The 26,154-nt window shown below is 66.0% G+C and carries 26 protein-coding genes; 20 read left to right on the top strand and 6 right to left on the bottom strand.

Features of this window, described 5'->3' with window-relative positions; genetic code table 11:
• Positions 1-24: 24 nt before the first annotated feature.
• The 7 genes from ACNQS7_RS08300 (at position 25) to ACNQS7_RS08270 (ending at position 4,527) form a co-directional block, all read left to right on the top strand.
• A complete protein-coding gene (locus ACNQS7_RS08300; protein WP_133449308.1) occupies positions 25-396 on the top strand; it encodes an ArsR/SmtB family transcription factor in 372 nt (123 codons plus the stop codon).
• Positions 393-2,348 (top strand): heavy metal translocating P-type ATPase, encoded by a 1,956-nt coding sequence (locus tag ACNQS7_RS08295; protein ID WP_240743953.1) that lies wholly within the window; start codon positions 393-395, stop codon positions 2,346-2,348. Before ACNQS7_RS08300 ends, ACNQS7_RS08295 begins: the two co-directional genes overlap by 4 nt.
• Positions 2,349-2,483: 135 nt before the next feature.
• Positions 2,484-2,825 carry a hypothetical protein gene (locus ACNQS7_RS08290; RefSeq protein ID WP_120795205.1) on the top strand — a complete coding sequence of 114 codons (342 nt, stop codon included), beginning with the start codon at positions 2,484-2,486 and terminating at the stop codon, positions 2,823-2,825.
• Positions 2,822-3,301, top strand: coding sequence for a MerR family transcriptional regulator (locus tag ACNQS7_RS08285; RefSeq protein ID WP_133449261.1), 480 nt, complete (start codon positions 2,822-2,824; stop codon positions 3,299-3,301). Before ACNQS7_RS08290 ends, ACNQS7_RS08285 begins: the two co-directional genes overlap by 4 nt.
• A gap of 11 nt (positions 3,302-3,312) precedes the next feature.
• Positions 3,313-3,645 carry a YnfA family protein gene (locus ACNQS7_RS08280; RefSeq protein ID WP_120795203.1) on the top strand — a complete coding sequence of 111 codons (333 nt, stop codon included), beginning with the start codon at positions 3,313-3,315 and terminating at the stop codon, positions 3,643-3,645.
• A gap of 26 nt (positions 3,646-3,671) precedes the next feature.
• Positions 3,672-4,037, top strand: a complete 366-nt coding sequence (locus ACNQS7_RS08275; protein ID WP_120795202.1) for an STAS/SEC14 domain-containing protein — start codon at positions 3,672-3,674, stop codon at positions 4,035-4,037.
• Between the two features lie 163 nt (positions 4,038-4,200).
• Positions 4,201-4,527, top strand: a complete 327-nt coding sequence (locus ACNQS7_RS08270) for a hypothetical protein (protein ID WP_120795201.1) — start codon at positions 4,201-4,203, stop codon at positions 4,525-4,527.
• 208 nt (positions 4,528-4,735) lie between these two features.
• On the opposite strand, the gene ACNQS7_RS08265 is transcribed toward ACNQS7_RS08270, so the two are convergent.
• From ACNQS7_RS08265 to ACNQS7_RS08245, 5 genes are read right to left on the bottom strand one after another with little or no spacing between them, the layout of a single operon-like run.
• Complete coding sequence (locus tag ACNQS7_RS08265; protein WP_120795200.1) at positions 4,736-5,167, bottom strand: transposase; 432 nt, start codon at positions 5,165-5,167, stop codon at positions 4,736-4,738.
• A gap of 2 nt (positions 5,168-5,169) precedes the next feature.
• Positions 5,170-7,425 carry a tyrosine-type recombinase/integrase gene (locus tag ACNQS7_RS08260; protein ID WP_205879846.1) on the bottom strand — a complete coding sequence of 752 codons (2,256 nt, stop codon included), beginning with the start codon at positions 7,423-7,425 and terminating at the stop codon, positions 5,170-5,172.
• Positions 7,412-8,617, bottom strand: a complete 1,206-nt coding sequence (locus tag ACNQS7_RS08255) for a tyrosine-type recombinase/integrase (protein ID WP_133449260.1) — start codon at positions 8,615-8,617, stop codon at positions 7,412-7,414. Before ACNQS7_RS08255 ends, ACNQS7_RS08260 begins: the two co-directional genes overlap by 14 nt.
• A 26-nt stretch (positions 8,618-8,643) precedes the next feature.
• Positions 8,644-9,894, bottom strand: a complete 1,251-nt coding sequence (locus ACNQS7_RS08250; RefSeq protein WP_120795196.1) for an ImmA/IrrE family metallo-endopeptidase — start codon at positions 9,892-9,894, stop codon at positions 8,644-8,646.
• 49 nt (positions 9,895-9,943) lie between these two features.
• The gene (locus ACNQS7_RS08245; protein WP_011855061.1) at positions 9,944-10,681 is read right to left on the bottom strand and encodes a hypothetical protein; all 738 of its coding nucleotides are present in this window, start codon (positions 10,679-10,681) and stop codon (positions 9,944-9,946) included.
• Between the two features lie 745 nt (positions 10,682-11,426).
• Here ACNQS7_RS08245 and ACNQS7_RS08240 point away from each other — a divergent pair.
• The 12 genes from ACNQS7_RS08240 (at position 11,427) to ACNQS7_RS08185 (ending at position 24,316) form a co-directional block, all read left to right on the top strand.
• Positions 11,427-12,002 (top strand): TetR/AcrR family transcriptional regulator, encoded by a 576-nt coding sequence (locus tag ACNQS7_RS08240; RefSeq protein ID WP_418015931.1) that lies wholly within the window; start codon positions 11,427-11,429, stop codon positions 12,000-12,002.
• Positions 12,003-12,182: 180 nt separating this feature from the next.
• The gene (locus ACNQS7_RS08235) at positions 12,183-13,388 is read left to right on the top strand and encodes a lipid-transfer protein (protein WP_418012180.1); all 1,206 of its coding nucleotides are present in this window, start codon (positions 12,183-12,185) and stop codon (positions 13,386-13,388) included.
• A 29-nt stretch (positions 13,389-13,417) separates the two neighbouring features.
• Entirely contained in the window at positions 13,418-13,858 is a 441-nt protein-coding gene (locus ACNQS7_RS08230) for an SRPBCC family protein (RefSeq protein WP_418012179.1), read from the top strand.
• Position 13,859: 1 nt separating this feature from the next.
• Entirely contained in the window at positions 13,860-14,735 is an 876-nt protein-coding gene (locus ACNQS7_RS08225) for a MaoC/PaaZ C-terminal domain-containing protein (RefSeq protein WP_418012178.1), read from the top strand.
• A 21-nt stretch (positions 14,736-14,756) separates the two neighbouring features.
• Positions 14,757-15,623, top strand: a complete 867-nt coding sequence (locus ACNQS7_RS08220) for an SDR family oxidoreductase (RefSeq protein ID WP_418012177.1) — start codon at positions 14,757-14,759, stop codon at positions 15,621-15,623.
• Positions 15,620-16,888, top strand: a complete 1,269-nt coding sequence (locus ACNQS7_RS08215) for an acyl-CoA dehydrogenase family protein (protein ID WP_418012176.1) — start codon at positions 15,620-15,622, stop codon at positions 16,886-16,888. The genes ACNQS7_RS08220 and ACNQS7_RS08215 overlap by 4 nt, the downstream gene beginning before the upstream one ends.
• On the top strand, positions 16,885-17,769 hold the full coding sequence (locus ACNQS7_RS08210) for an alpha/beta fold hydrolase (protein WP_418012175.1): 885 nt from the start codon (positions 16,885-16,887) through the stop codon (positions 17,767-17,769). The genes ACNQS7_RS08215 and ACNQS7_RS08210 overlap by 4 nt, the downstream gene beginning before the upstream one ends.
• Positions 17,766-19,382: an acyl-CoA synthetase gene (locus ACNQS7_RS08205; protein ID WP_418012174.1), complete on the top strand. Its 1,617-nt coding sequence runs from the start codon at positions 17,766-17,768 to the stop codon at positions 19,380-19,382. The genes ACNQS7_RS08210 and ACNQS7_RS08205 overlap by 4 nt, the downstream gene beginning before the upstream one ends.
• 33 nt (positions 19,383-19,415) lie before the next feature.
• Positions 19,416-20,264: an SDR family oxidoreductase gene (locus ACNQS7_RS08200; protein WP_418012173.1), complete on the top strand. Its 849-nt coding sequence runs from the start codon at positions 19,416-19,418 to the stop codon at positions 20,262-20,264.
• Positions 20,261-21,787, top strand: a complete 1,527-nt coding sequence (locus tag ACNQS7_RS08195) for a succinic semialdehyde dehydrogenase (RefSeq protein ID WP_418012172.1) — start codon at positions 20,261-20,263, stop codon at positions 21,785-21,787. Before ACNQS7_RS08200 ends, ACNQS7_RS08195 begins: the two co-directional genes overlap by 4 nt.
• A gap of 88 nt (positions 21,788-21,875) precedes the next feature.
• Positions 21,876-23,078: a lipid-transfer protein gene (locus ACNQS7_RS08190; protein WP_418012171.1), complete on the top strand. Its 1,203-nt coding sequence runs from the start codon at positions 21,876-21,878 to the stop codon at positions 23,076-23,078.
• Between the two features lie 2 nt (positions 23,079-23,080).
• Positions 23,081-24,316, top strand: coding sequence for an acyl-CoA dehydrogenase family protein (locus ACNQS7_RS08185; protein ID WP_418012170.1), 1,236 nt, complete (start codon positions 23,081-23,083; stop codon positions 24,314-24,316).
• Here the strand turns inward: ACNQS7_RS08185 and mntR are convergent.
• Positions 24,313-25,017 carry a manganese-binding transcriptional regulator MntR gene (mntR, locus tag ACNQS7_RS08180; RefSeq protein WP_418012169.1) on the bottom strand — a complete coding sequence of 235 codons (705 nt, stop codon included), beginning with the start codon at positions 25,015-25,017 and terminating at the stop codon, positions 24,313-24,315. The two genes, ACNQS7_RS08185 and mntR, sit on opposite strands and share 4 nt — an antisense overlap.
• A 77-nt stretch (positions 25,018-25,094) precedes the next feature.
• On the opposite strand from mntR, the gene ACNQS7_RS08175 reads away from it, so the two are divergent.
• Complete coding sequence (locus ACNQS7_RS08175) at positions 25,095-26,063, top strand: bifunctional riboflavin kinase/FAD synthetase (protein ID WP_418012168.1); 969 nt, start codon at positions 25,095-25,097, stop codon at positions 26,061-26,063.
• Positions 26,064-26,154 lie beyond the last annotated feature (91 nt).

The raw sequence follows: 26,154 nt of genomic DNA, 5'->3' as shown, positions 1-26,154 counted from the left end.
TGACGCTATCATCGTCGTGTGGCGATGAAAAGTGGTGTGGTCGAGGCCCCGGTGTGCGGGAGCTTGGATGCGGCGACGGCGTTGTTTCACAGCCTGTCCGATGGCACCCGGTTGGCGATCCTGCGGCGGCTGGCCGTGGGTGAGGCCCGGGTGGTGGATCTGACCGGCGAGCTGGGGTTGGCGCAGTCGACGGTGTCGGCGCATCTGGCCTGCCTGCGCGACTGCGGCCTGCTCGATTACCGGCCGCAGGGCCGGGCCTCGGTGTACCGGCTGGCCCGCCCGGAGCTGTTGGAGATGTTTCGCGCCGCCGAAGCGGTGCTGGAGGCCACCGGCAACGCGGTCGCGTTGTGCCCCAACTACGGCCACCCCACCACGCGGAAGAAGGCAACACGATGAGCGAAGCGTGCGGCTGCGGCAACGACCGCGACGAGGACGAACGCGAACCCGAACGGCTCTGGGAGGTCAGCGAACTACGCGCCGCCGCCGCGGCCGGGGTGCTGCTGCTGGCCGGCTACGTCGTGGGCTGGACCGACGGGCCGCGGCCGATCGAAATCGGCCTGTACGCGCTGGCGTTGGCGATCGGGGCTGCGACGTTCGTGCCCTCGACCGTGCGGCGGCTGGCCAAAGGCCAGATCGGGGTCGGCACGCTGATGACGATCGCCGCGGTCGGCGCGGTGATCCTCGGCGAGGTCGGCGAGGCCGCCATGCTGGCGTTCCTGTTCTCGATCAGCGAGGGGCTGGAAGAATACTCACTGGCCCGCACCCGCCGCGGCCTGCGCGCATTGCTGTCACTGGTGCCCGATCAGGCCACCGTCCTGCGCGACGGCACCGAAACGGTCGTTGCGCCCAACGAGTTGCGGGTCGGCGATCGGATGCTGGTCAAACCCGGCGAACGGGTCGCCACCGACGGCACCATCGTGTCGGGGCGCACCGCACTGGATGTTTCGGCGATCACCGGCGAATCCGTACCGGTGGAAGCCGGGCCCGGCGGTGAGGTGTTCGCCGGGTCGATCAACGGCACCGGCGTGCTGGAGGTCGAGGTCACCAGCACCGCCGCGGATAACTCCCTGGCCCGCATCGTGGCCATCGTGGAAGCCGAACAATCCCGTAAAGGTGAAGCCCAGCGCCTGGCCGACCGCATCGCCAAACCCCTCGTCCCGGCCATCATGATCGCCGCCGCCGCGATCGCTGCCATCGGGTCAATCCTGGGTGATCCGGTGGTGTGGATCGAACGCGCCCTGGTGGTACTGGTCGCCGCGTCGCCGTGCGCGCTGGCGATTTCGGTGCCGGTCACCGTGGTCGCGGCGATCGGCGCGGCCAGCAAGCTCGGTGTCCTGGTCAAAGGCGGCGCCGCGCTGGAAGCCCTCGGCGCGGTGCGCACCATCGCCCTGGATAAGACCGGCACCCTGACCGCCAACAAACCCACCGTCATCGACGTGGCCACCACCAACGGGGCCACCCGCGAACAGGTGCTCGACGTGGCGGCCGGGTTGGAGGCGCGCAGCGAACATCCCCTGGCCGCAGCGATCCTCGCCGCCACCGATGGCCCGGTCCGCCCGGCCGAGGATGTCGAAGCGGTCACCGGCGCCGGGCTCACCGGCCACCGTGACGGCCGCCGGCTGCGGCTCGGGAGACCCGGCTGGCTCGATGCCGGCCCGCTGGCCGACCAGGTCGCCGCGATGCAGGCCGGCGGCGCCACCGCGGTCCTCGTCGAAGACCACGACCACCTGATCGGCGCGATCGCGGTGCGTGACGAACTGCGCCCCGAAGCCGCCCACGTCGTCGCGGCGCTGCGCCGCGGCGGCTATCGGGTGGCGATGTTGACCGGCGACAACCCAGCGACCGCGACCGCCCTCGCTGAACAGGTCGGGATCGACACCGTGCATGCCGACCTGCGACCCGAAGACAAAGCCGCCCTGATCGCTCAACTGCGCCAACAACAATCGACCGCCATGGTCGGTGACGGCGTCAACGACGCTCCCGCCCTGGCGACTGCCGACCTGGGCATCGCCATGGGGGCGATGGGCACCGACGTGGCCATCGAAACCGCCGACGTCGCCCTCATGGGCGAAGACCTGCGCCACCTCACCCAAGCCCTCGATCACGCCCGCCGGGCCCGGCGCATCATGCTGCAAAACGTCGGACTCTCCTTGGGCTTGATCACCGTACTCATCCCGCTGGCCCTCACCGGAATATTGGGGTTGGCCGCCGTCGTCGCGGTGCACGAACTCGCCGAGATCGTCGTCATCGCCAACGGCGTCCGCGCTGGGCGCACCAAACCCCTCGACGAGGAGATCGCTGCCGCCCAGCCGGCCACCGCACCAGCGCCAACCGCAACGATCCGTTGACCGTCGCGCCCGAACACCGAAAAGATGGTGGTCAGGTGCTGTGGTGGGGTGCTGCCCCGGTCGAGCACGGCGTGCCAGCGTGCCTGGCCATGCAGGGTTGCATTCCGTACCTAGGTACAGGTTTATCGTCGAGCTATGGCGTTCGATGAACCCCCCGGCTGGGTGCCCGAGTCGTGTTCGTTACCGACGGCCGAGCAACCGCTGCGGGTGGCCGAGTTCGACCGGTTGTTCGGTCAAGCAGTGCTGGGTTGGGACCGACCCAGTGCCACCCGGTTGGACCTGGCCCTGGCCGCCGATGCCGAGGACGACGCCCGTGACCTGGCCGCGCGTGAAGTCGGCTGCTGCTCGTTCTTCGGCTTCGAGTTCGACTCGGACGGGTCGAATGTGGTCATGCGCATCGAGGTGCCGCCGTCGCGGGCCGAGGTGCTTGATGCCGTGACCGAGCGGGTCGCAGCAGCTGTGCGGGGCCCACGGTGAACGGGACGGGATTGCGCAGCGGGCAGGTCGCGGCCGCGGCGGGGGTGAACATTGACACGCTGCGCTATTACGAGCGCCGCGGTCTGCTGCGTGAGCCGCAACGGTCGCTGGGTGGGCATCGGCTGTATCCGCCGGAAACGGTCACCATGATGCGGGTGATCAAAGCCGCCCAGCGTTTGGGCTTCACCCTCGACGAAGTCGCCGAATTGTTGGCCGCCACCCGCCTCGGTGGCCGTTCTGATGTGGGGCTGCAGGCACGGGCCGCGGCCAAGCTGGCCGAGGTCGACGAGAAATTGGTCGAGCTGACCGCGGTGCGCGACACGCTGCGCGCCGCGCTGGCCGCCGGCTGTGACGATCTCCTGGCATGCGTCGAGAGTCCTTGCTGCCCACTGCCATTCACTACCGGGAACGATAGCGCGATGGGAGGTGGCACCCAGGGGTGCTGCAGCCCCTCAACGTCGGGCCCGATCGCCTAGGGTCACCGATCATGGTGGTGCGTTCAATCCTGTTATTCGTGCTGGCCGCGGTAGCCGAGATCGGCGGTGCGTGGCTGGTATGGCAAGGCGTCCGCGAACAACGCGGCTGGCTGTGGGCCGGGCTGGGAGTGATCGCGCTCGGCGTCTACGGGTTTGTCGCTACCCTGCAGCCCGACGCTCACTTCGGCCGGATTCTGGCGGCCTACGGTGGGGTGTTCGTCGCGGGATCGCTGGTCTGGGGCATGGCGCTGGATGGGTTTCGGCCCGATCGCTGGGATGTGATCGGGGCCCTGGTCTGCATGGCCGGGGTGGCGGTGATCATGTACGCACCCCGCGCACACTGACACCCTCTTCACGAGGCGGTGAGGCTGTGATCGAGTTCCTGCCGGACACGACCGGCAATGTCGTCGGGATCAGTTTTCGCGGCAAGCTGTACCGAGGGAGCTACCGCGACGTGCTCGCGCCGCGCATCGAGTCGTTGTTGGAGCGCTTCGCGTCACTGCGGGTGTTGATCCTCATCGACGAATCGTTTAGGGGCTGGAGTGTTCCCGCGGCGTGGGCCAACACGGTTTTCGACGTCAAGCACCGACGGGACTTCGACAAGATCGCCATGGTGGGTGCCCCGACATGGGAGGAATGGTGCGTAAAAGCACCCGCTACGTTGCTGCTGCGCGGCGAACTGCGGACTTTCCCCCGCAGTCAACTCAACCAGGCATGGGAGTGGCTGCACTCATAGCCACCCGTTCGTCGATTCGTCGACTCGGCCACTGCCTCACCTCAGACGACAGTCGACCGACGACGATTGCGGTTCCGCAGACGGGATCGTCGAACTGAGCTCTTCCAGAAATGGCTCGACGACACCAGGCAACGTCGAACGTCAATCCGCGGCATCCGGCGACGTGGGTGAACCATCCGGTGTGGCAGCCAATTTCGCTCGCACCGGCCGCTGCCACCTCGTCAGCGGGTTGCTCGGCAATCGCCGAACTCACCCACCAGCCGCCCTGGCCGAGCAGCAGCGACAACTCCCACCGCACAACAGCAACCGCCATCACCACCTGCTCGTCATCCGGATCAACACCCTCATCCACGAGCGCCGGGCGCTCCTCAGCATCCACACCCCATCGGACAGCCAACCCGCCGCTCCGGTTGCCGACCAGACCCGCACGGCAACGGTGACGCCACTACACATCCCCGCCACCCACGGCGGTCACCAGCGAGAACGTTGACTCGCGCCCGACCGCCGACCGAGAGTTCGAAAACACCGGCAACCGACCATCAAGGACATCCCTACAGATAACACTGTCGCTCACGATCAGAACCAATCCCTTACCCCGTCAGCGACAGTCAAGGACACCGCAATACGGCCAACAGGTAACCCCGCTCCTGTTTTGCCGGGCGCAGCTCGACCATTTCGCCGGGGTTGGGCTGCCGGTGTCATCCTTGCCGGGCGGTGCCGTGCTCACCGGTGGCGCCCAGGCGGTGGATTTCACCGTGGGCGGCGGCCAGGTCGTGTTTGAGCTGTTTGATTTCGGCTTTGAGTGCGCTGATGGTGGTTTCGTAGCCGCGTTTTTGGGTGCGCAGCTGTTCACGCAGCGCTGCGGTGACACTCGAGGGCGTCGCGGCGTTGTCGGGGGCCGCGGTGCTCAGCCGTGGCGCAGGAGTGTTGGCGGCGGCTTTGACCTCGGCCAGCAGGTCGGCGTGGTTGTAGATGGTCTTGCGGGAGACATCGGCGTAGCGGGCCAGGGCGTTGGGGTTGATGGTCAGGCCTTTGCGTTGCATTTCGCGCAGCGCCTTTTTGATCTTGGCGCGGGCTTGGTTGCGGCTCTTGGTCGAAGCACGGCGCAGCCCGTCGAGGGAACGGGGCATACTCACCGCCCGCCGGGGCGTGGGCGCGGTTGGCCGGCCTTGTCGAGAGCCGACTGGTGTGCCCCGCGGGTCTGGATCTGCAGCAGCGGCAACCGAGGCGCGGTCCCCGCGCCGGCCACCGATCCCTGCCCTGGTGTCTGCCCGGGTGTGTTGAGGCGATCGATGATGGCCTGCAGCGAGGCGATTTCGCGGCGCCGCTCGATGATCCAGATGTTGTCGTCGGTCAGCTCGCGTCCGGCGCGTGCCCGGTACTGCTCACGGCGGGTGGCGATCAGTGCTTCGGTGGCGGCCAATTGCGCACGCAACTCGCCCAGATGCGTGGCGTCGGTGGCGAAATGCCCGCACGATAGACAGGCGTTGCCCTTGTCGCAGGTCTTCAGCGGCGGCAGCAGACACACCCCGTTGGGTAGCACCCGGTCGGTGCGCGCGGCCAGCTGAGTCATCTCGTAGATGTCGTGCGGGGCGATATCCACCTCGGCGCCATGTGCACCGATCTTTTTGTGCTTGAGGAATTCTGCTTCGGCGGTGGCTGCCAGGGTGGCCGCATACCGGGCGGTCATCTCCGGGCTCTTATGCCCGAGGTAGCGCTGAACGACGTGAAACGGGACGCCGTCGTTGAGTAGCTCGGTGGCCCGGGTATGGCGCAGCCGATGGGTTTGGGTGAACCGCAGCGGCCGGCCCGCGTGATCGGTCATCGAGTGCATTGCGTCGAGCTTTTCCAGCATCGTGCGGTAGGTGGTGTAGGGCCGCGGCCGCTGGCCGCGGTATTGGTTTTTCAGCCCCAGAAACAGATACCGCGGATTCAGTTGCGGGTAGGTGGCTTTGAGCCAGTCTTGCTGTTCGGTGATGATGTCGACGACGGCCTGCTCCACCAGGATGGTCGGGATGACCCCGTCGACTTTGGTCTGCTGATAGCGCAGCCGGGCCACGAACGCCGCACTGTCGGGTTGGCTGCCCACGGGACGGTCGTGTCCGGGAATCGCCTCAAGCGGGTCGTGGTCGAGCATGAGGATTTCGGAGGCGCGCCGCCCGGTCAGCGCTTGCAGCAGCCACACCCGCGCGGCCTGCGGATCGCCCAGGCCCGGCAGGACGGTCAGATTCCCATCCGCCCGGGTCAGCACCACCTTGGCCTTGGCATCGGCGGCCAGCACGTCCAGGTAGGTCAGCATGCGCTGCAGATCCCCGGTCGAATACCAAGTCAGGTCGCGTTCACCGCGGCGCCGGCGCGGAGCGTTCAGCGGCGACCACAACGCGGTGTGGGTCAGCGTGGCTTGGCGCCACCGGGGGTTGCCGGTGGCGGTGGCCGCTTCGGCGGCGTGATCGTGCATGAACGTGTAGAACGCCTGGGTTTGGGCTTGCAGGCTGGCCACGGTGCCCGCGGTCAAACGGTGCGAGTGGGTGGCGGCCTGCGGGGAGCGCAGATACTCCAGGTAATCGACGAACACCTGCCGCAACCGATCGGGATCGGTACTGAACAGGGGGTCGTCGAGGTGGCCGTGGCTGCGGGTGAACCGGCCCAGCTGCGATCCCAGATTGCGGCACCGGTCGGTGACCGAGGACCAGGTCAGCAGATCGTAGGTCAAGGCGCTGCGCAGCCAGAACCGCAATCCTTCACGCAGCCAGGCCGGTTCGATGCCGCGCAGCCGGACCGTCTTGTCGTGGCTGGGTTCATGATCGCGTTGCGGAATCCGCGGATCAGCACGCAGATCCCAGATGTCATGCGACCACCACGGGGCCTCGGTGCAGCGCACCGCCACGCTCAGGTGCAGATGCTCGATCAGGTGGCCGATGTTGCGCCGCGAACCGGCCGAGGGCAACCGGTGGTTGCGCCGTTCAAACACCAGCGTGGCCTGCCGCATCATCTCGGTCGGGTCCAGCTCAGCGACGCTGACCGGCGAAGACCCGGTGCGACTGGTGTGCTCGGCGATTGCGCCCGGCAGCGCGCGGGCCAGCCAGCCCAGCAGCGACGGCTCGATCTTGCGCAGCTGTTGATCCCAGCACAGCCACACCCACCAGGCGATCTCCTGGCCGAAACGCACCGGCGCACCCATCGGTGTGTAGTCGCGTTCGGTCTCGGCGTATTCGGGGCGGCGGTACTGGCTTGCGAAGACGAACACCTCGTCAAACGGGGCGGTGGCGATCCGGTAGACCGAGCGCCGCCACGGTGTGGGAACCCGAGCCCACTGCGCTTCCCACGGGTGCGCGGCCCCCAGCGGTCCCGCCCCGGTCACCGCCGCCGGCGGATCAGTCGGAGGAATCATGGTGCACGCCTTTCCATCCGGCCACGTAGTTGCGCCACTGAGCCAGGGTGCGCATCTCGGCGTCCTCGGTGACCCACCCGTAGGTCGACAGCGTGGTCTGAATGTCGGCATGACCCAGCCGGCGCATCACCACATGCGGCGGGGCGCCCGAGAGCAGCAGCGCGGTGGCATGGGTGTGGCGCAGCCAGTGCGGCGTCCACTGCCGCGGCAGCGCAGGGCACCGATAGGTCAGGGAATCGACTTTGGCGTAGACGGTTTCGGGTCGCGTCGGGGCGAACCGCTGGCCACGGACCAGGTTGACGAACACAAAATGGGTGTCCAGATCCGGCACCACCAGATCGGCCCCGCGGTCCACCAGATGCCACACATATGCCGAATACAGTGCCTCCAGGTCATCCCCGATATAGATCCGGCGGGCCCGCAGCGTCTTACCGCGCACCCCGCGCGGATGGTCCTGGCGCGCGGCCACATCGATAAACGGTGTGCCCCCGGCGCCGATATGAAAATCCTGGTGCCGCAACGACAACGCCTCACCCAGGCGCATCCCGGTCTCGGCCAGCACCGCGAACAGCAACCGGTCCCGCAACCCCGAGTCCGGCCCCGACCACTGCTGCCCACTCTGGGTGGCGCAGCCGTCGAGGATCGCGCTGACCTGGGCGGGCAACAACACCGGTGTCGCCGCCCGGTTGCCGCGGCGCACCGTGTAGACCGGTCGGTCCTTGACCCGCGGCGACCCCACCCCGGCCAGCATCGGCACATACCGTGACCGGGAGCGCTTGCCGCGACTGATGAACAGCCGCTGATACGGCCCAGCCAGGCCGTGCGCATCGGCATGGAAGCGATAGCACGCCAGCACCGCCGCCGCCCGCAACTGCGTGCTCGCCGGACTCAGCCAGCCTTGCGGTGCTCCGATGCGCGCGGTGCCCGGCAGATCGCCGGTGCGCAGATAAGCCAGAAACTGGCCGAACAATCCCGTGGAGATCTCACGCCAATCCGTGCCGGTGTGTTCCAACACCGTCCACCACGCCGCCAACCCGGCCGCATACGCCTTGACGGTGTTCGGCGAGGCCTCATCATCGCGCAGAAACTGCAAGAACTCCTCAGCCGCCCTGACCGGCAGGCCATCGGCGCCCAGCACCGTGTAGGTGTCGGGCCGATCGGTCAGAGCAACCCGCTGTGTGCGTGACATCCCCCCGACCGCCCCCGACCGCTTCTCTAGGCCTGCCGGCGGGCCCGTTCAAACGGCACCACGATCTGCCCACCATCACCGGGCCCCTCGCCGTCGCCATCACCGGCACTCTTGACCCGGGCCACCCGAAGCCGAGCCCGCCCCGGGGCGTCACGCTGACCGGCCAACACATCGGCCATCAGATCCGCCGGGAAAATCAGGTTGTGCGCCATCAACGCCTCGGCCGACGCGGTGCCATAGCAGGCCTCGATCCATTTGCGCAGCAACCGCGGCCGCTCCGGCTTACGCGCATCCCAACCCGGCTCGGTCTTACCCCACGTGTGCCCGGTATCGGTGTTGATCCTGGTATACAGCTGCTTCTGCAATGTCTCCGCCCGCGCATTGTCGATCAGCTTCGACTCGCGCAAGTGCAAAATCAACGCCCCCAACGAGATCCGCCACTTCAACTTCACATCGACCAAATCGTTCAAAGTCGGGGCCACCGGAATCTCCGGTGCGATCGCCTCGGCCGGCGCCAACAACTCCGAGGCGAACCGGGAGGCCTCACGCTCCTCCGCATCGCTCACATCGCCATACCGGTGCAACACCAAATGCCCGATCTCATGGGCGATCGTCCAGCGCGTGCGCTCCCAGGAATCCAGTGCCCGCAACAACACCACCGGTCGCTCCCGGTAGGCACCGGTACGCGCCGAGCACCCCAAATGCTTCTCAGTCAACGCTCCGGCCGGATCCTCATCCTCACTGTCCCAGTCGACACTGCCCGAGATACGAGAATGCTTCATCCGCAACACCACTGGAACGCCGGCAGCCTCCAGCTCGTAGGTCAACGACTTGATCGGCACCCCCGGCTCCACGCCCAACCACTGGCGGGCCTGGGCCGCCGCGGTCACCACATCGGTACCCGCCGGCAGCGGCTCCAGACGCACCGCGGGCAACTTGGCCTGCCCGTTGAGCTGATCGAGCAGATCACCCACCACATTGGCGAACACCGCCAGGTACTCCTTCTCGGTGACCCTGGTGGATTTCGGTGCGCGAAACAGCAAGTCGTGAGCGAACACTCGCGATACCGGGGCAGTGGTGAAAAACGCCGCCGGGAACCGCAACAACGTCGCCAGCCGGTTGAACTCGGTAGCATCCAGCAGCGCGGTTTCGGCCTGCTCCAACCGGGTCTGCCGAGGCGAGCGCCACCCCATGTGATCCATCACCGCCGTGCCCGACAGTCGCCGCAACACCCGGGCCTGGCGGACCCGGACGCCGAACACCTCGACGGTTGTCATCGCCGACCACCTCGTCCCCGGTAGCCTCCGGCCGGTAGCACGCCATCGCCTAAGCCCCCGAATCCTCGCCCGCAGAAGGGTTTTCGGGCCACTGCTCGTCGAAGTCGCGGTCGTCCTCGTCGTCCTCGACGTCCTGCTGAGCAATCTCGGCCGCTGTCTTCGGTCGGATCGCCGCCGGCAGATCGACGAACGCCACAATCCGCTCGTCGGACGTGTCGATCTCCTCGACCATCGCCAGGATGCCTCCGGCCACCGACAACCGGCCCGGGGTCTCCCACCAGTACAGGACCAAATCCCAGTTCTGCCCGATCCCCGGCGGGCCCATCACCCGCTGCGACTCCGGCTCGTCGTCGTCGAGCACCATCTGCCGCCCCGGCTTCGGCGCCGGCATCGCCAACTGCTGCACCACCGCCCCGAGCGCCTCGGCCTCCTTCGGCGACATATGGCGCACCCGCGCGAACGCCATATCTGAATCGCCGAATCGCACCGAAACCCCCGGACCCGACGACATCTGCAGTGTCGAATCCGGCCCGCACGATGCGCTCCGCGACGGTGTGCGCGGCGGGTTGTCGAACCGAGAGCGCGCATCGATCGCGTTCATCGCCAACACCCTGGTCCGCACATCCGAACACAGCGTTCCGCCGTGCAACCTCATCGGATCGGGAAACTCTTCTGCCCACGAGGCCAAGGTCTTGTCGAACGCCAGCCCGATCTCGCCCAGCAGCATGGCCAACGCCACACGATGCTGGACCACCAGCCGCCTCAGCAACTCCAACGGAACCGCCATGGCAGAAATTCTGCATGGTTTTACCTACATCACCGGGTAGGCGCGCCGCGTGTCGGGGTGTCATTCTTGGTGCCTCGTCATAATCGAATTCTACATGTGTAAGACGTCAAATGCACTGCAAACACGGCACTTTCGCGCGATTCGCGTCACCAATTCGAGCTCCAAACCCGCACGTGGCCGCACCCCAGGCGGCGCGCGGAGCCTCAGCCCGATGGCGCATGGGCTGGCCGGCCGGAGCGCACCGCGCAAACACGTGTCGAGTGTGACCGATGGGGCGAATGTGACTCAGGAGGTAATCGGCGTGTCGCTCGGATCGGCAGCGGAAAGGCCGTGTGCACCTTACTGACGACCCACGCCACGGTCACAACCGGCCCGAGCGCCGCTGCCGGTCTGCGCCCGCGGTGAACGTTGACCACATGTGTACAACGCTGGGCCCGTCGCCTGGACGCCCTCTACATGTACCAGTCGTCACAACCAGCATCTATCGCGATCAACCCAAACCCTATTCCAGATAACCGGTAGACGTTGTAGCCCGGCACGGACTGAGGAGGAGCGGGCGCATCAGGCCCCGCCCGTCGACGTTGCAGTCCGGTGCCCTCCGGGTGCGCGCACCGATCCCGCAAACAGAACTTATCTTACAAACATACATGTATGATTCTGATCGACGAGATAGGTGCGCGAAAGGCTGGTTGCAGTGGCGACGGAGGTCGTTGGGCGGCGTACCCAGGCGGAGCGTAGCGCCGCAATGCGGACCCGTCTGCTCGACTCGACGGTCGAGTGTTTGGTTAACCATGGATACGCCGGAACGACCACACCACGCATCGTCGAGCTGGCTGGAGTGACCCGGGGAGCCCAGGTCCACCACTTCCGCTCAAAAGAAGACCTCGTGGTAGCCGCCATTGAACACCTGGCGCAGCAGCGTGCGCAGGCAGCCTTCCGCGAGCTCGGCCGGCTGCACGACACGTCTGATCGAGTGTCGGCGGTGCTGGAATTCCTCTGGGAGGTACACCAGGGGCCGCTTTTTACCGCCACCATGGAACTCTGGATCGCCGCCCGCACCGATAAAGCGCTAGCGCAACAGATCCAGCGCGTGGAACCGGTCGTGAACAGCGCCCTGATCGCGGCCATCGCCCAGGTGCTGCCCGAGTACTCGGCTCCGAAGGAACTCGTCAACCTGGTCTATACCGCAATGGACGCACTGCGCGGAATCCTTGTGGCAAGCTTCGTCGACCAAGATGTCGATCGTGCCCGGCGGCGCTGGAATCGCGCGTGCACCCATTTGCGGCTGATCGCAAGCGCGGCATTACCGCCGCTTGACTGACGGCCCGGCAGACGTGCTACCCGCGGTCACGGGGGTGCCCGGGCAAACCGTCCGCCTCCACTGAGGTTCAGCTTCTCATCACCATTCACGGCTTTCCGACGATCGACGTCGGCGTTGCAAAGATACAGACAAGAATGTATGTTTTGTTCCCAGGTCGGGTCAGCCGCATAAGGGAGCGAGATGTCGCAGAGGGTTTACGTCGTCGGCGTCGGCATGACGAAATTCGAAAAGCCTGGCGGGCGGGTCAACGACGATGGGTCACCGTGGGACTACCCAGACATGGCCCGCGAGTCCGGCAGCAACGCGCTCGCGGATGCCGGAATCGACTTCACCGAGGTCGAGCAGGGCTACGTCGGCTACGTCTACGGCGAGTCGACCTCGGGTCAGCGCGCGCTCTACGAGTTGGGCATGACCGGCATCCCGGTGTTCAACGTCAACAACAACTGCTCGACCGGATCCACCGCGCTCTACCTTGCCGCCCAGGCCATCCGGGGCGGGCAGGTGTCCTGCGCAATGGCGCTGGGCTTCGAGAAGATGAAACCCGGCTCGCTGGAGTCGAGCTACGACGACCGGGCGCAACCGATGGAGAAGCACATCCTGGCGATGGCGGAGATCTCCGAGGTGCGGTTCCCGCCGGCGCCGTGGATGTTCGGTGCCGCCGGGCGCGAACATATGACGCAATTCGGTTCCACAGCTGAGCATTTCGCTAAGATCGGCTATAAGAATCACAAGCACTCGACCAACAACCCCTACGCGCAGTTCCAGGACGAGTACACGCTCGACGACATCCTGTCCGCCCGGATGGTCTACGACCCGTTGACCAAGCTGCAGTGCTCGCCTACTTCGGACGGCTCGGGTGCGGCAATCCTGGCGTCCGAGGCATTCGTCGACGAGCACGATCTGGCGGGCGAGGCCGTCGAGATCGTCGGCCAGGCGATGACGACGGATTTTGCCAACAGTTTCGACGGCACCTGCAGGGCGCTCATCGGCCACCACATGAACGTCGCTGCGGCGCAGGCCGTCTACCAGCAAGCCGGCCTCGGACCGGATGACTTTCAGGTCATCGAGCTGCACGATTGCTTCTCGGCCAACGAGCTACTGCTGTACGAGGCTCTCGGGCTTTGCGCTCTTGGTGAGGCCCCCGAGTTGATCGACAACGGTGATAACACTTACGGCGGCCGCTGGGTGGTCAACCCGTCCGGAGGGCTGATCTCCAAGGGGCACCCATTGGGCGCCACCGGCCTGGCGCAGTGTGCCGAGCTGACCTGGCAGCTGCGCGGAACTGCCGCCGGGCGTCAGGTCGACAACGTCGAGGCGGCGCTGCAGCACAACATCGGACTCGGTGGCGCAGCCGTCGTCACCGCGTATCAGCGTGCCGAACGCTGATCGCACAACTACGAAAGAGGAGTATCGCTATGGGGCACATCGAAGCCAGCCGAATGTTGTCGGCCACTCCGGATGCGCTGTGGGCCATCGTTTCCGACCTCCCTAATTGGGACAAGTGGTTCACCGTCCATGAAAAGTGGACGAGCGACGTTCCAGAGACGATCGTCGTCGGCACTCCACTCACCGCCAAGATCGTCATGCTCGGCATGGCCAACAAGATCTCATGGACAGTCGAGAAGATTGATGCTCCAACGTCGTTCGCACTGTCAGGGACCGGCATGGCCGGCGTCAAGGCCCTTTTCGAGTTCACCCTGACTCCAGCGGGGAAGGGCGCCGAGTTCACCGTGGCGGGCGATTTCGAGGGCGCGCTGGTCAAAGGGGCTCTAGCCAAGGCGGTCGAGAAGGACGCCAAGAAGCAGCTGGACAAGTCGCTGGACCAACTCGACGCGCTGGCCTCAGCGGCGGTCTGAGGTGTCCGACGACGATTTGGCCTTCGACGACGAAGGTTTGAACAAATGGACCGATGAGGATCGGTTCGAGGTCAGCCGGGAGCGACTCGCCCAGTACGCTAAGGCGACCAATGACCCGATCGCGGCGCACCTCGCCGGGGACGTGGCCGCACCGGTGTTCGCGATCGTGCCGGTTTTCGAGTCGCTGCTGACCCCGACCGTCGACGTCGCACCGGTGGAGCTGATCCCGCGCGTGGTGCACGGCGAGCAGGACTTCCACTTCCATCGGCCGATCCGTCCGGGAGACGCGCTGGTGTCCCGCGGCAAGATGATCGGATACGAGGGAGTGAAAAAAGGAACTCGCGCAACGGTCTATCTCGAATGCCGCACTGAGGACGGCGAACTCGTCAACGAGCAATTCGTCACGTGCTTCTTCCGGGGCTATGTCTCCCCCAGGGACGTAGGTGAACTCGGTCCCAGCCATAAGTTTGACGACACACTGCACGGGCGTGCGCCGCTCGCCAAGGTCGTTTCGCGGATCGATACCGACCAGACTTTCAGGTATTCGGCAGCTGCCGGCGACCCGATGCCGATCCACCTGGATGAGGACGTCGCCAAGGACTCCGGCTTGCCCGGCATCATCGCCCACGGTCTGTGCACGATGGCAATCGCGTCCTGGGCGGTGCTCACCGAGGTTGCCGGATCGGATGTCAACCGCCTCAAGAGGTTTGCCGTGCGTTTCGCAAAGATGGTTTTCCCCGGCGACGAGTTGGAGACCCGGATCTGGCAGGCCGAACGTTCCGGCAACGCGACGACCTACGCGTTCGAGACGACACGGAGCGGGGAAGCGGGCGAGGAGTTCGCCATCACCGACGGCCTGGCCGTCATAGCCGATTAGAGGATCACAGGGAGTGGACGCATGGGAATTCTAGAAGGACGGGTCGCCGTCATCACCGGTGCTGGGCGCGGGATCGGCCGCGAGCACGCGCTGATGTTCGCCCGCGAAGGCGCCCGGGTGGTGGTAAACGACCTCGGTGTCAGCAATGCCGGCGAGGGAGCCGACGCCGGACCGGCGGGCGACGTTGTCGACGAGATCCTGGCCGCCGGCGGCAGGGCCGTCGCGGACACCGACGACGTTGCCACCTGGGACGGTGCGGCGCGGGTGGTCCAGCGAGCGATCGACGAGTTCGGCGGACTGGACATCTTGGTCAACAATGCCGGAATACTTCGTGACAGCTTCATAGCAGGGCTGGAGGAATCGCAGTGGGATGCGGTGCTGGCCGTTCACCTCAAGGGGCACGTCGCGATGCTGCACCATGCGGCTGCCTACTGGAAGGCGCAGAGCAAGTCCGGTAGTCGGCCCAATGCCGCCGTGGTCAATACCGCCTCGGGGTCGGGCCTGACGATCCCGAATGCGGGACAGGTGAATTACGGTGCGGCCAAGGCCGGAATCGCCGCGATGACCCTGGTGGCGGCAGAGGAGCTGGAGCGATACGGCGTGCGTGTCAACGCGATTGCGCCGATCGCCCGAACCCGACTCACTCTGGCCACGCCCGGGATGGGTGCGCTGATGGCCGAGCCGGAGGACGGGAAGCTAGACCTGTTCAGTCCGGCCAACATCTCGCCCCTGGTGACTTTCCTGGCATCGGACAAGTGTCCGCTCACCGGGAAGGTCTTCGCGGTACAGGGCGGCGCCATCTCCGAATTGGCTGGCTGGCATGACGTGAAAACCATTGAAACCGACGGTATCTGGCAGATCGATGACATTGCGGTGCGGCTGCCGTGATCGAATGGTCGGAATCCGACGATCTCATCCGCGATAGCGTCCGCGACTTCATCGATCGCGAGATCGCACCGAACCACGAAGGGCTGGAAAGCGGTGAGCTCTCGCCATACCCGATCGCGCGCAGACTCTTCCACGAGTTCGGCCTCGACGTGCTGGCGGCCGAGGCGGTCAAGACCATGCTGGACAAACAGCGCGCCAAGGCGACTGCGGTCGTCTCGGGTGAGGCCCGTCCGCGGGTGCGGACCGACTCGTCGGGCGAACTGGGAGACATCGGCGCCTCCGCGTCGATGGCCGCCGTGCTGGTGTCCGAAGTCGCCGGGGTCAGCCTTGGGCTGTTGAGCACGATCGGGGTGAGCATCGGGCTAGGCGCGGCCACCATCATGACCCGGGGCACGCTGGCCCAGAAGGAGCGCTGGCTTCCCGAGCTGATGACGTTGGAGAAAATCGCGTGTTGGGCAATCACCGAACCAGACGCCGGCTCAGATGCGTTCGGCGGCATGAAAACCTACGTCAAACGAGACGGCGCCGACTACATCCTCAACGGGCAGAAGACGTTCATCACCAATGGCCCGTCAGCCGACGTGCTGATCGTCTACGCGAAACTGGACGAGGGAGATCCGACGGTCGACCGGCGCAGCCGGCCGGTCCTGACGTTCGTGCTGGAGGCGGGCATGCCCGGCCTCACCCAGGGTAAGCCGTTCAAGAAGATGGGCATGATGTCCTCGCCCACCGGCGAATTGTTCTTCGACAGAGTCCGGCTTACCCCAGACCGGCTGCTCGGCGAGGCCGAGCAACATTCCGGCGGCGACGGACGCGAAAGCGCCCGCGCGAACTTCGCCGCCGAACGTGTGGGGGTCGCGCTGATGGCGTTAGGGATCATCAACGAATGCCGCAGGTTGTGCCTCGACTACGCCAAGACGCGCACCCTGTGGGGGCAGAACATCGGGCAGTTCCAGCTGATCCAGCTCAAGCTGGCCAAAATGGAAATTGCCCGGATCAACGTGCAAAACATGGTCTTTCAGACGTTGGAGAAGCTGCAGGCCGGCAAGATGCCGTCGCTGGCCGAGGCGTCGGCGATCAAGTTATATTCGTCGGAGGCCGCCACCGACGTCGCAATGGACGCTGTTCAGTTGTTCGGCGGCAACGGTTATATGGCGGAATACCGGGTCGAACAACTGGCCCGCGACGCCAAATCGCTGATGATCTACGCCGGCAGCAACGAGGTTCAGGTCACCCACATCGCCAAGGGTCTGCTAGCCGGATGATCCCGATCGCTGAAACCCGGACGGCATTTGGCGGTGTGGGAACCCGGGTTCTGTCGCTATCAGGCCGTGGGACACCGGTTGTGCTGCTGCACGGCTATGGGGATAGTGCCGATACATGGCGGCCGGTTCTGACGCGGTTGGCCGCGGCGGGCCGGCGTGCCGTCGCCGTGGACATGCCCGGGTTCGGCCAGGCCGAGGCGCGGGAGCCCGGGCCGCTGATGCCGCAGTTCGACACCTTCGTCGACGCGGTCCTCGACGTCACCGGGCCGGCCGTGCTGGTTGGCAACTCGCTGGGCGCCGCGACCGCGGTGCGAGCGGCCGCCCGCGGCGATGGCAAGGTCAAGGCACTTGTGGCGCTGGATGACCCTCTGAACGCCAGGCACTGTCTGGCCCGCGCGGCCCGCACGTGTGATCTGTCACCGGAATTCTGGTCGCGGCTGGGCCGCGTCCCGATGTCGTCGAGGGTGGTGCGATGGGTGACGGGCTACACGGTGTCCCGGGTGCTCTACGGGCCTGGGACCAAGGCGGATCCCGAAGTGATCCGATATTGGGTGCAGTTGGTCTCGAGGTCCGCCGACGTCGCGGCACTGGGACGAGACGCGTTCCGATACGCGCAGGAGGCGCTGGGCACCCACCGCGGATTGCGGGTCAGCTGCCCGACGGTGATAGTGCACGGAGCACGCGACCGCATCATCCCAACGCACTCGAGTCACATTCTGCACCAACAGATCTCGGGTAGCCACTTGGTGATCCTGCCGCACTCGGGACACTGCCCGCAGCTGGACGACCCGGACAAGATCGCCAAGCTCATCCTGGCCTTTTCGGATCGTGCCGCCTCGTTCGAGCCCGAATTCATCGGCAAACAAGCGGAGCGCAAGTGACTGTCGAGAAGTTGTCGCGTTACATCCGGAGCGCACGCGTGCTGCTGCGCAGCGAAGTCGTCGAACCGCTGCGCCCCGACCGGGTAGTGCGGTCGATGGCCGGCTTTCGCCGCTACGGGCCCTTCGCGGGTGTGGTGCACCATGCCGCCGCAAGGTATGGCGACGTGACGGCCATCCTCGACGAGCGCGGCGAACTGAGTTTCCGGCAGCTCGACGAGATGTCCAATGGGTTGGCTCGCGGACTGGCCGACATAGGAGTCGGGCCCGGCGACGTGATCGCGGCGCTGTGCCGAGACCATCGCGGCTTGGTACTGACCGTCGTGGCCGCTAATAAGGTGGGCGCACGAATTGTATTGATGAACAACGGCTTTGCCAAACCACAGTTCGCCGAAGTCGCGACCCGCGAAGGTGTGGACGTGGTAGTGCTGGACAGCGAGTTCGCTGACTTGCTCGATGCGATGCCGAGCGCGATACCGCGGATTCTTGCTTGGACCGACACCGCCGAAGCGGCGAAGGGTAACGGTGCCAGGACTATCGACGACCTTATGTTGGGCCGAGCGGTGACGCCAATGGCGTCACCGCCGAAGCCGGGCGGCATGGTGCTGCTGACCAGCGGAACCACCGGTAGCCCCAAGGGTGCGCCGCGGGACCGGGTCGGCCCTCTGCAATCGGCGCAGCTGCTCGACCGGATACCTTGGCCGTCACGCGAAACCTTCTGCGTCGCAGCACCGTTATTCCACGCGACGGGCTTGGCCGTCTGCACTCTCGGGCTCGCGCTGGGCAACCGGGTGATACTGCAACGCCGTTTCAACCCTGAAACGACCCTACGGCTCATCGCCTCGCACCGGGCGAGCACCGTCGTGTTGGTGCCGACGATGCTGCACCGCATAGTCGAACTGCGTCCCGAAGTGCTTGTAAAATATGACACGTCGTCGGTCAAGATCATGCTCGCCGCTGGGTCTTCGCTCTCGCCCGATCTGTGTAAGCGCACCACCGAGATTTTCGGTGACGTGCTATACAACGTGTACGGTTCGACCGAGGTATCGATCGCCACCGTGGCCACGCCACGCGAACTCCGAGATGCGCCCGGGACGGTCGGCCGGCCGCCCGTCGGCTGCACGGTCAGGCTCTACGACGACGACCGGCAGCTCATCAGCGAGCCAGGGGTCATCGGGACAATCTTCGTCTCCAGTGGACTGAGCTTCACCGGGTATACGGGCGGAGGCCACAAGGAGATCGTCGACGGTCTGCTGTGTAGCGGCGATGCCGGTCATTTCGACGAGAAGGGCCTGTGGTTTGTCGACGGTCGAGACGACGACATGATCGTCTCTGGTGGGGAGAATGTCTTTCCACTGGAGGTCGAGAACCTGCTTGTCGCTCGTGACGACATCGCCGAAGCGGCGGTTGTGGGAGTCGATGATCGCGACTTCGGGCAACGGCTGCGTGCCTTCATCGTGCCGGCACCTTCCTGCGACCGCGACGGTGAGGAAATCAAGGCCTACGTGAAAGCAAATCTGGCCCGTCACAAGGTCCCCCGCGACGTGGTCTTCGTCGACGAGCTGCCGCGCAACGCGACGGGCAAGCTGCTGCGAAACCGGTTGGCGGGGAGATAGCACAGGTGGGGCGAGTCGGGCCGGGAGAACAGCATGAAACGTAAGCCAGATCCAAGGGTTGTGGCCATCACCGGGGCCGCCCGGGGAATCGGGCTCGCGACCGCCAAGGCGTTCGCCGCCCGGGGCGCTCGCGTGGCCCTTGGCGACCTCGACTTGAGCCTGACCCGGAAATCGGCGGCCACTCTGCCGATTCCGGGGACCGCGCTGCAGCTCGACGTGACCGACCCGGATTCGTTCGCGGCCTTCCTCGCCGGCGCCGAGGCCGAACTCGGACCGGTCGACGTGCTGGTGAACAACGCGGGCGTCATGCTCACCGGCGACTTTCTCGAGGAGAAGCGGCGGACCGCCGAGGAAATGATCGCGGTCAACCTGGGCGGCGTCATCACCGGTGCGTGCCTGGCGGCCAGGACGTTCGCCGAGCGGGGCGGCGGTCAGATCGTGAACGTCGCTTCGATGGCGGGGGTCGCGGGTTTCCCCGGAGTCGCGACCTACTGCGCGACCAAGTTCGGTGTCGTCGGGTTCACGCTCGCGCTACGAGAAGAATTGGCGCCTAGCGGAATTGGGGTTGGCGCGGTGCTACCTGGAATCGTTCGTACCGAATTATCGGCAGGATTGAAGCTCTCGCCGCTCATCGAGAGGTTCGGTTCGGTGGGACCTTCGGACGTCGCCGAAGCTGTGCTGCATGCCGTTCGGTCCAATACGGCGCTGACGTACGCGCCACGGCGCCTGGGGTTGGTGCTGCGCGCCGCGAACGCGATTCCCGAGTCGTCGCGCCGGATTCTCTACCGCTGGGTCCATACCGAGCGGCTCTACCTCAACGTCGACCAGGCCACCCGGGACGTTTACCACGCCCGCGCGAACAGTGCTCGCGGCGCCTCGTGAACCATCTCGAGCAACTCACCGACCAGGCGCGTTGGAGATCCGCTGACGCCCGTGAGCTCGTGGCACCGTTCACCGGCGCGGTGTTGACGAGGATTCCGCAGTGCACTGCGCAAGATATCGAATTCGCCTTTGCCGAGGCGAAATACGCGCAGGCGGCGTGGGCCCGCCGCCCGGTGCCCGAACGCGTGGCGCTGATTAGGCGGTTCCTCGACCGGGTGCGAAAGGATCGAGCCCAACTCTGGGACATACTGCAAATCGAGGCTGGCAAGGCCCGAATCGATGCGTGCTCCGACTACGGCGAAGCGATCCTCAGCGGAAGCTGGTGCCTCCGCAACGCAGGGCGGCTGCTTCGGCCCGCCCGCCATGCCGGAGCGCTCCCGGGTTTGACCGCCGCCGCCGAGATCCGGGAGCCGAAGGGCGTGATTGTAATTATCGCACCGTGGAACGCGCCGATCGGGGTCGGTGGTGGCGACAGCATCCCAGCCTTGCTGGCGGGTAATGCGGTGATCCTCAAGCCGGACAACCAAACTGCACTGTCAACCTTATTTCTGCAGCGCGCGGCCATCGCGGCCGGAATCCCGTCGGGCATCTTCCAGGTGGTGCTAGGAGAACCCGACGAGATCGGTGACACGCTGCTCGCCGGCGCCGATTACGTGGCATTCACCGGGTCTACGGCGACCGGCAGAATGATCGCCGGCCGCGTAGGTGAGCGGATGATCGGCTGCTCGCTCGAACTGGGTGGCAAGAACCCGATGATCGTGCTGCCGGACGCAGACCTGAAGCGTGCGGCCTGCGCCGTGCCGCGGGCGAGTTTCGCCAACGCGGGCCAGGTGTGTTTGACGACCGAACGACTGTATGTCCACTCGTCGATATTCGAGCAATTCCTGCAGTTGGCCTGTCGCCAGACCCGGGCGATTCGGCTCGGTTCGGCGCTGGATTTCTCCTGCGACATGGGCGCGCTTACTACCCCGGCGGGTTTCGAGCGCACGAGTGACTACGTCGAGCAGGCCAAGGCATCGGGCGCGCGGGTCCACGCCGGCGGGCGGGCGCGACCAGACCTCGGGCCGTCGTTCTACGAACCTACGATCCTGTCGGAGGTCACCACCGCCGCGACTCTGCACACACAGGAGGTGTTCGGCCCGGTCGTCTCGGCGTACAGTTTCGACACCGTGGACGAGGCGATCGACCTGGCCAACGCCACGGACTACGGCCTTTCGGCGAGTGTGTGGACTAGTGACGCCAAGCAAGGCGTCAATCTGGCTACCCGGATTGCCGCCGGGGCGGTCAACATCAATGACGCGTATGTCGCGGCTTTCGCATCGCACGCGGCACCCGCGGGTGGGATCAAGGCGTCCGGACTGGGACGCCGGCATGGCGACACCGGATTGCATCGTTTCACCGAGCCGAAGACGATTGCGGTGCAGCGAGTGGTTTCGCCTGACAACAGGTTTCGCCTGCCCCGCAGTGTGCACGGGCGGCTGATGGGTGCGGCAATAGGCGGCCTGAGGTACCTGGCGCGATGAGATTCGCCCGCACCGCCGGCGCCCCGGCGCGCAGACCGGTTGCGCCGAGTTGCACACTGGGAGACAAGTCCACTCGAAAGGGGCAACGATGCCTGCCAAGAGTTCCAACAAGGTTTTCGTCGTCGGCGTAGGCATGACGAAATTCGAAAAGCCCGGCCGCCGCGAAGGCTGGGACTACCCGCAGATGGCCAAGGAGTCCGGCACCAAAGCCCTGCAGGACGCCGGCGTCGACTACACCGAGATCGAACACGGCTACGTCGGCTACGTGGCCGGCGATTCCACCTGCGGCCAGCGGGCCCTCTACGAACTCGGGATGACCGGCATCCCGATCGTCAACGTCAACAACAACTGCTCGACGGGATCCACCGCGCTGTACCTGGGAGCGCAGGCCATTCGCGGCGGACTGGCCGACTGCGTACTGGCGCTGGGCTTCGAGAAGATGCAGCCGGGAGCCCTGCAGGGCGGCGCCAACGACCGCGAATCGCCGCTGGGCCGCCACGTCAAGGCGCTGGCCGAGATCGACGAGTTCGCATTTCCGGTGGCGCCGTGGATGTTCGGCGCGGCCGGCCGCGAGCACATGAAGAAATACGGGACCACCGCCGAGCATTTCGCCAAGATCGGCTTCAAGAACCACAAGCATTCGGTGAACAACCCGTACGCCCAGTTCCAGGAGGAGTACACCCTCGAGGACATCCTGGCCGCGAAGATGATCTCCGACCCGCTCACCAAACTGCAGTGTTCGCCCACCTCCGACGGCTCGGCCGCGGTGGTGCTGGCCAGCGAGGACTACGTCGCCAAGCACGGGCTCGCCGGACAGGCCGTGGAGATCGTCGGGCAGTCGATGACCACCGACTTCGCCTCCACTTTCGACGGCAGTGCCCGCAACATCATCGGCTACGACATGAATGTCCAAGCCGCGCAACAGGTTTACCAGCAGTCCGGGCTAGGCCCCGACGACTTCCAGGTCATCGAACTGCACGACTGCTTCTCGGCCAACGAATTGTTGCTGTACGAGGCGCTGGGCCTGTGCGGCGAGGGTGAGGCGCCCAAGCTGATCGACGACAACCAGACCACTTACGGCGGACGCTGGGTGGTGAACCCCTCGGGCGGGCTCATCTCCAAGGGCCACCCGCTCGGCGCGACGGGGCTGGCGCAGTGCTCCGAGCTCACCTGGCAACTGCGGGGAACCGCCGACAAGCGCCAAGTGGACAATGTCACAGCCGCGCTGCAACACAACATCGGCCTAGGTGGCGCCGCCGTCGTCACCGCGTACCAGCGTGCCGAGCGCTGACCGTGATCGAATGGTCCGAAACCGATCTGATGGTGCGCGACACCGTCCGTCAGTTCGTCGATAAAGAGATCCGGCCCAACCTGGACGCCCTGGAAACCGGCGAAATGCCGCCGTATCCGATCGCGCGCAAGTTGTTCAGCCAGTTCGGCCTGGACGTGCTGGCCGCGGAATCGGTGAAGAAGATGCTCGACCGCGAGCGCACCGGGGCCGCCGAAAAACCAGATGGGGCAGGCGATTCCGACGGCATGGGCGTCCAGCCATCGATGATGGCCGTGGTGGTGTCCGAAATAGCGCGGGTCAGTATCGGATTGTTGAGCACCGCCTCGGTGAGCCTGGGACTGGGTGCGGCGACCATCATGAGCCGCGGCACCCTGGCGCAGAAGGAGCGCTGGCTGCCCGACCTGATGACGCTCAACAAGATCGCCGCGTGGGCCATCACCGAACCCGACTCCGGCTCGGATGCGTTCGGCGGTATGAAGACCTACGTCCGCCGCGACGGTCAGGACTACATCCTCAACGGTCAGAAGACGTTCATCACCAACGGTCCGTACGCCGACGTCCTGGTGGTCTACGCCAAGCTGGATGACGGTTCAGCCCAGGACAAACGCAACCGCCCGGTGCTGGTGTTCGTGCTTGACTCCGGGATGCCCGGCCTTACCCAGGGCAAGCCCTTCAAGAAGATGGGCATGATGTCCTCGCCGACGGGCGAGTTGTTCTTCGACAACGTGCGGCTGAGTCCGGACCGGTTGCTGGGCGAGAACGAAAACCCCAGCGACGGTGACGGCCGGGACAGCGCCCGCGCCAATTTCGCCGCCGAGCGCATCGGCATCGCGATGATGGCGCTGGGCATCATCAACGAATGCCACCGGCTGTGCGTGGACTACGCGAAGAGCCGCACGCTGTGGGGCAAGAACATCGGGCAGTTCCAGTTGATCCAGCTCAAGCTGGCGAAGATGGAGATCGCCCGAATGAACGTGCAGAACATGGTGTTTCACACCATCGAGCGCCAGCAGGCCGGCAAACCGCTGACGCTGGCCGAGGCGTCGGCCATCAAGCTCTACAGCTCCGAGGCCGCCACCGAGGTCGCGATGGACGCCGTGCAGTTGTTCGGCGGCAACGGCTATATGGCGGAGTACCGCGTGGAACAGCTTGCGCGCGACGCGAAGTCGCTGATGATCTACGCCGGCAGCAACGAGGTTCAGGTGACGCACATCGCCAGGGGCCTGCTGAGCAGCTAGCCCACCACCCAGATCGCCCGCGCGGCCGGGCTGCCCAACTCCACGGTGGCGGCGTCACCGTCGCCGGACGACACCGCCACCGAGATCATGCCGGCGAACTCGCGTCGCGTCAGAACCCGCAGCTGCGAGTCCAGGTTGATCCCGACGCTGTCGAAATAGCGCAGCATCTCGGGGTCGGCGTCCGAGATACGGGCCACCTTCCCGGTGTCTCCGTCGGTGCAGGCCCACAGCTGACGCGCCGGCGGCGTCGGTACCTGACCGTCGGTGGCCGGGATCGGGTCGCCGTGCGGGTCGCGGCGCGGGAAACCCAGCTTGGCATCGATGCGGGCCACCAGGCGATCCGACACCGCGTGCTCGAGCACCTCGGCCTCGTCGTGCACCTCGTCCCAGCCGTAGCCGAGTTCGTTGACCAGGAACGTCTCCAGTAGCCGGTGCCGGCGCACCATCCCCAGCGCGGCCCGCCGACCGGACTCGGTCAACGTCACCGCGCCGTACTTCTCGTGGTCCACCAGCCCCTGCTCGGCCAGCTTGCGGATGGACTCTGATGCTGTGCTGGCGGACACCCCGATCTTCTCGGCGAGCATCTTCGTGCTCACCTTCTGCGGAGCCCCGTCGGGAGACCACTCCTGGGCCGTCCAAATGACTTTCAAATAGTCCTGGGCAACTGGGGTGAGCCCACCAGGCTCGTCGTCAGCCCTCACAACCTCAAATCTTAGGCAATCCACGCCTAATCCGGCGCCCCGGCGGGCGGGTTGCGCCGACGATTAGGCTTGCGGTCGTGCAGCGGTGGCGCGGTCAGGACGAGATCCCCACGGACTGGGGCAGGTGTGTGCTGACCATAGGGGTCTTCGACGGTGTGCACCGTGGGCACGCCGAGCTGATCGCGCATGCCGTCAAAGCGGGTCGTGCCCGGGGCGTGCCGTCGGTCCTGATGACGTTCGATCCACACCCGATGGAAGTGGTGTACCCGGGCAGTCACCCCGCGCAGCTGACCACCCTGACCCGCCGCGCCGAACTCGTCGAGGACCTCGGCATCGACGTGTTCCTGGTGATGCCGTTCACCACCGACTTCATGAAGCTCACTCCGGACCGATACATCCACGAACTGCTGGTGGAGCACCTGCACGTCGTAGAGGTGGTGGTCGGGGAGAACTTCACCTTCGGCAAGAAGGCGGCCGGCAACGTCGAAAGCCTGCGTAAAGCCGGCGACCGCTTCGGGTTCGCGGTGGAGGCGATGTCGCTGCTGTCCGAGCACCACAGCAACGAGACCGTGACGTTCTCCTCCACCTACATACGGTCGTGCGTGGACGCCGGCGACGTGCTGGCGGCCACCGAGGCGCTGGGCCGCCCGCACCGCGTCGAGGGTGTCGTCGTACGCGGCTACGGCCGGGGCGCCGAGCTGGGGTTTCCCACCGCGAACGTGGCGCCGCCGATGTACTCGGCCATCCCCGCCGACGGCGTGTACGCGGCGTGGTTCACCGTGCTCGGCCACGGTCCGGTGACCGGCACCGTCATTCCCGGCGAGCGCTACCAGGCCGCGGTGTCCGTCGGCACCAACCCGACGTTCTCCGGTCGCACCCGCACCGTGGAGGCGTTTGTCCTGGACACCACCGCCGACCTGTACGGCCAGCATGTGGCGCTGGATTTCGTCGCCCGCATCCGTGGACAGCAGAAGTACGACTCGATCGACGACCTGGTGGAGGAGATCGGCCGGGACACCGAGCGCACCCGCGGGCTGCTGACCTAGCGCCCGACCCTGCTAGACTCCCCGACGACATCGGCGCGTGCTGCGGTTCGCGGTGGCCGCGCTGTGAAATTCCCTGATCGCGGACCTATTG

This window comes from Mycobacterium sp. 23 (genome assembly GCF_048287075.1).
GTDB lineage: Bacteria > Actinomycetota > Actinomycetes > Mycobacteriales > Mycobacteriaceae > Mycobacterium > Mycobacterium gordonae_B.
Note: the sequence above shows the minus strand (reverse complement) of the source record. Positions and strands in the feature narration are given on the sequence as shown.

What these genes read in the sequence shown, in the direction of transcription:
- ACNQS7_RS08300 (WP_133449308.1), top strand. Translation starts at nt 25, where the DNA reads ATGAAAAGTGGTGTGGTCGAGGCCCCGGTGTGCGGGAGCTTGGATGCG.
- ACNQS7_RS08200 (WP_418012173.1), top strand. Translation starts at nt 19,416, where the DNA reads ATGAAACGTAAGCCAGATCCAAGGGTTGTGGCCATCACCGGGGCCGCC.
- ACNQS7_RS08245 (WP_011855061.1), bottom strand. Translation starts at nt 10,681, where the DNA reads ATGGCGGTTCCGTTGGAGTTGCTGAGGCGGCTGGTGGTCCAGCATCGT.
- ACNQS7_RS08210 (WP_418012175.1), top strand. Translation starts at nt 16,885, where the DNA reads ATGATCCCGATCGCTGAAACCCGGACGGCATTTGGCGGTGTGGGAACC.
- ACNQS7_RS08290 (WP_120795205.1), top strand. Translation starts at nt 2,484, where the DNA reads ATGGCGTTCGATGAACCCCCCGGCTGGGTGCCCGAGTCGTGTTCGTTA.
- ACNQS7_RS08235 (WP_418012180.1), top strand. Translation starts at nt 12,183, where the DNA reads ATGTCGCAGAGGGTTTACGTCGTCGGCGTCGGCATGACGAAATTCGAA.
- ACNQS7_RS08265 (WP_120795200.1), bottom strand. Translation starts at nt 5,167, where the DNA reads ATGCCCCGTTCCCTCGACGGGCTGCGCCGTGCTTCGACCAAGAGCCGC.
- ACNQS7_RS08230 (WP_418012179.1), top strand. Translation starts at nt 13,418, where the DNA reads ATGGGGCACATCGAAGCCAGCCGAATGTTGTCGGCCACTCCGGATGCG.
- ACNQS7_RS08250 (WP_120795196.1), bottom strand. Translation starts at nt 9,894, where the DNA reads ATGACAACCGTCGAGGTGTTCGGCGTCCGGGTCCGCCAGGCCCGGGTG.
- ACNQS7_RS08240 (WP_418015931.1), top strand. Translation starts at nt 11,427, where the DNA reads ATGCGGACCCGTCTGCTCGACTCGACGGTCGAGTGTTTGGTTAACCAT.
- ACNQS7_RS08280 (WP_120795203.1), top strand. Translation starts at nt 3,313, where the DNA reads ATGGTGGTGCGTTCAATCCTGTTATTCGTGCTGGCCGCGGTAGCCGAG.
- ACNQS7_RS08220 (WP_418012177.1), top strand. Translation starts at nt 14,757, where the DNA reads ATGGGAATTCTAGAAGGACGGGTCGCCGTCATCACCGGTGCTGGGCGC.
- ACNQS7_RS08295 (WP_240743953.1), top strand. Translation starts at nt 393, where the DNA reads ATGAGCGAAGCGTGCGGCTGCGGCAACGACCGCGACGAGGACGAACGC.
- ACNQS7_RS08190 (WP_418012171.1), top strand. Translation starts at nt 21,876, where the DNA reads ATGCCTGCCAAGAGTTCCAACAAGGTTTTCGTCGTCGGCGTAGGCATG.
- ACNQS7_RS08255 (WP_133449260.1), bottom strand. Translation starts at nt 8,617, where the DNA reads ATGTCACGCACACAGCGGGTTGCTCTGACCGATCGGCCCGACACCTAC.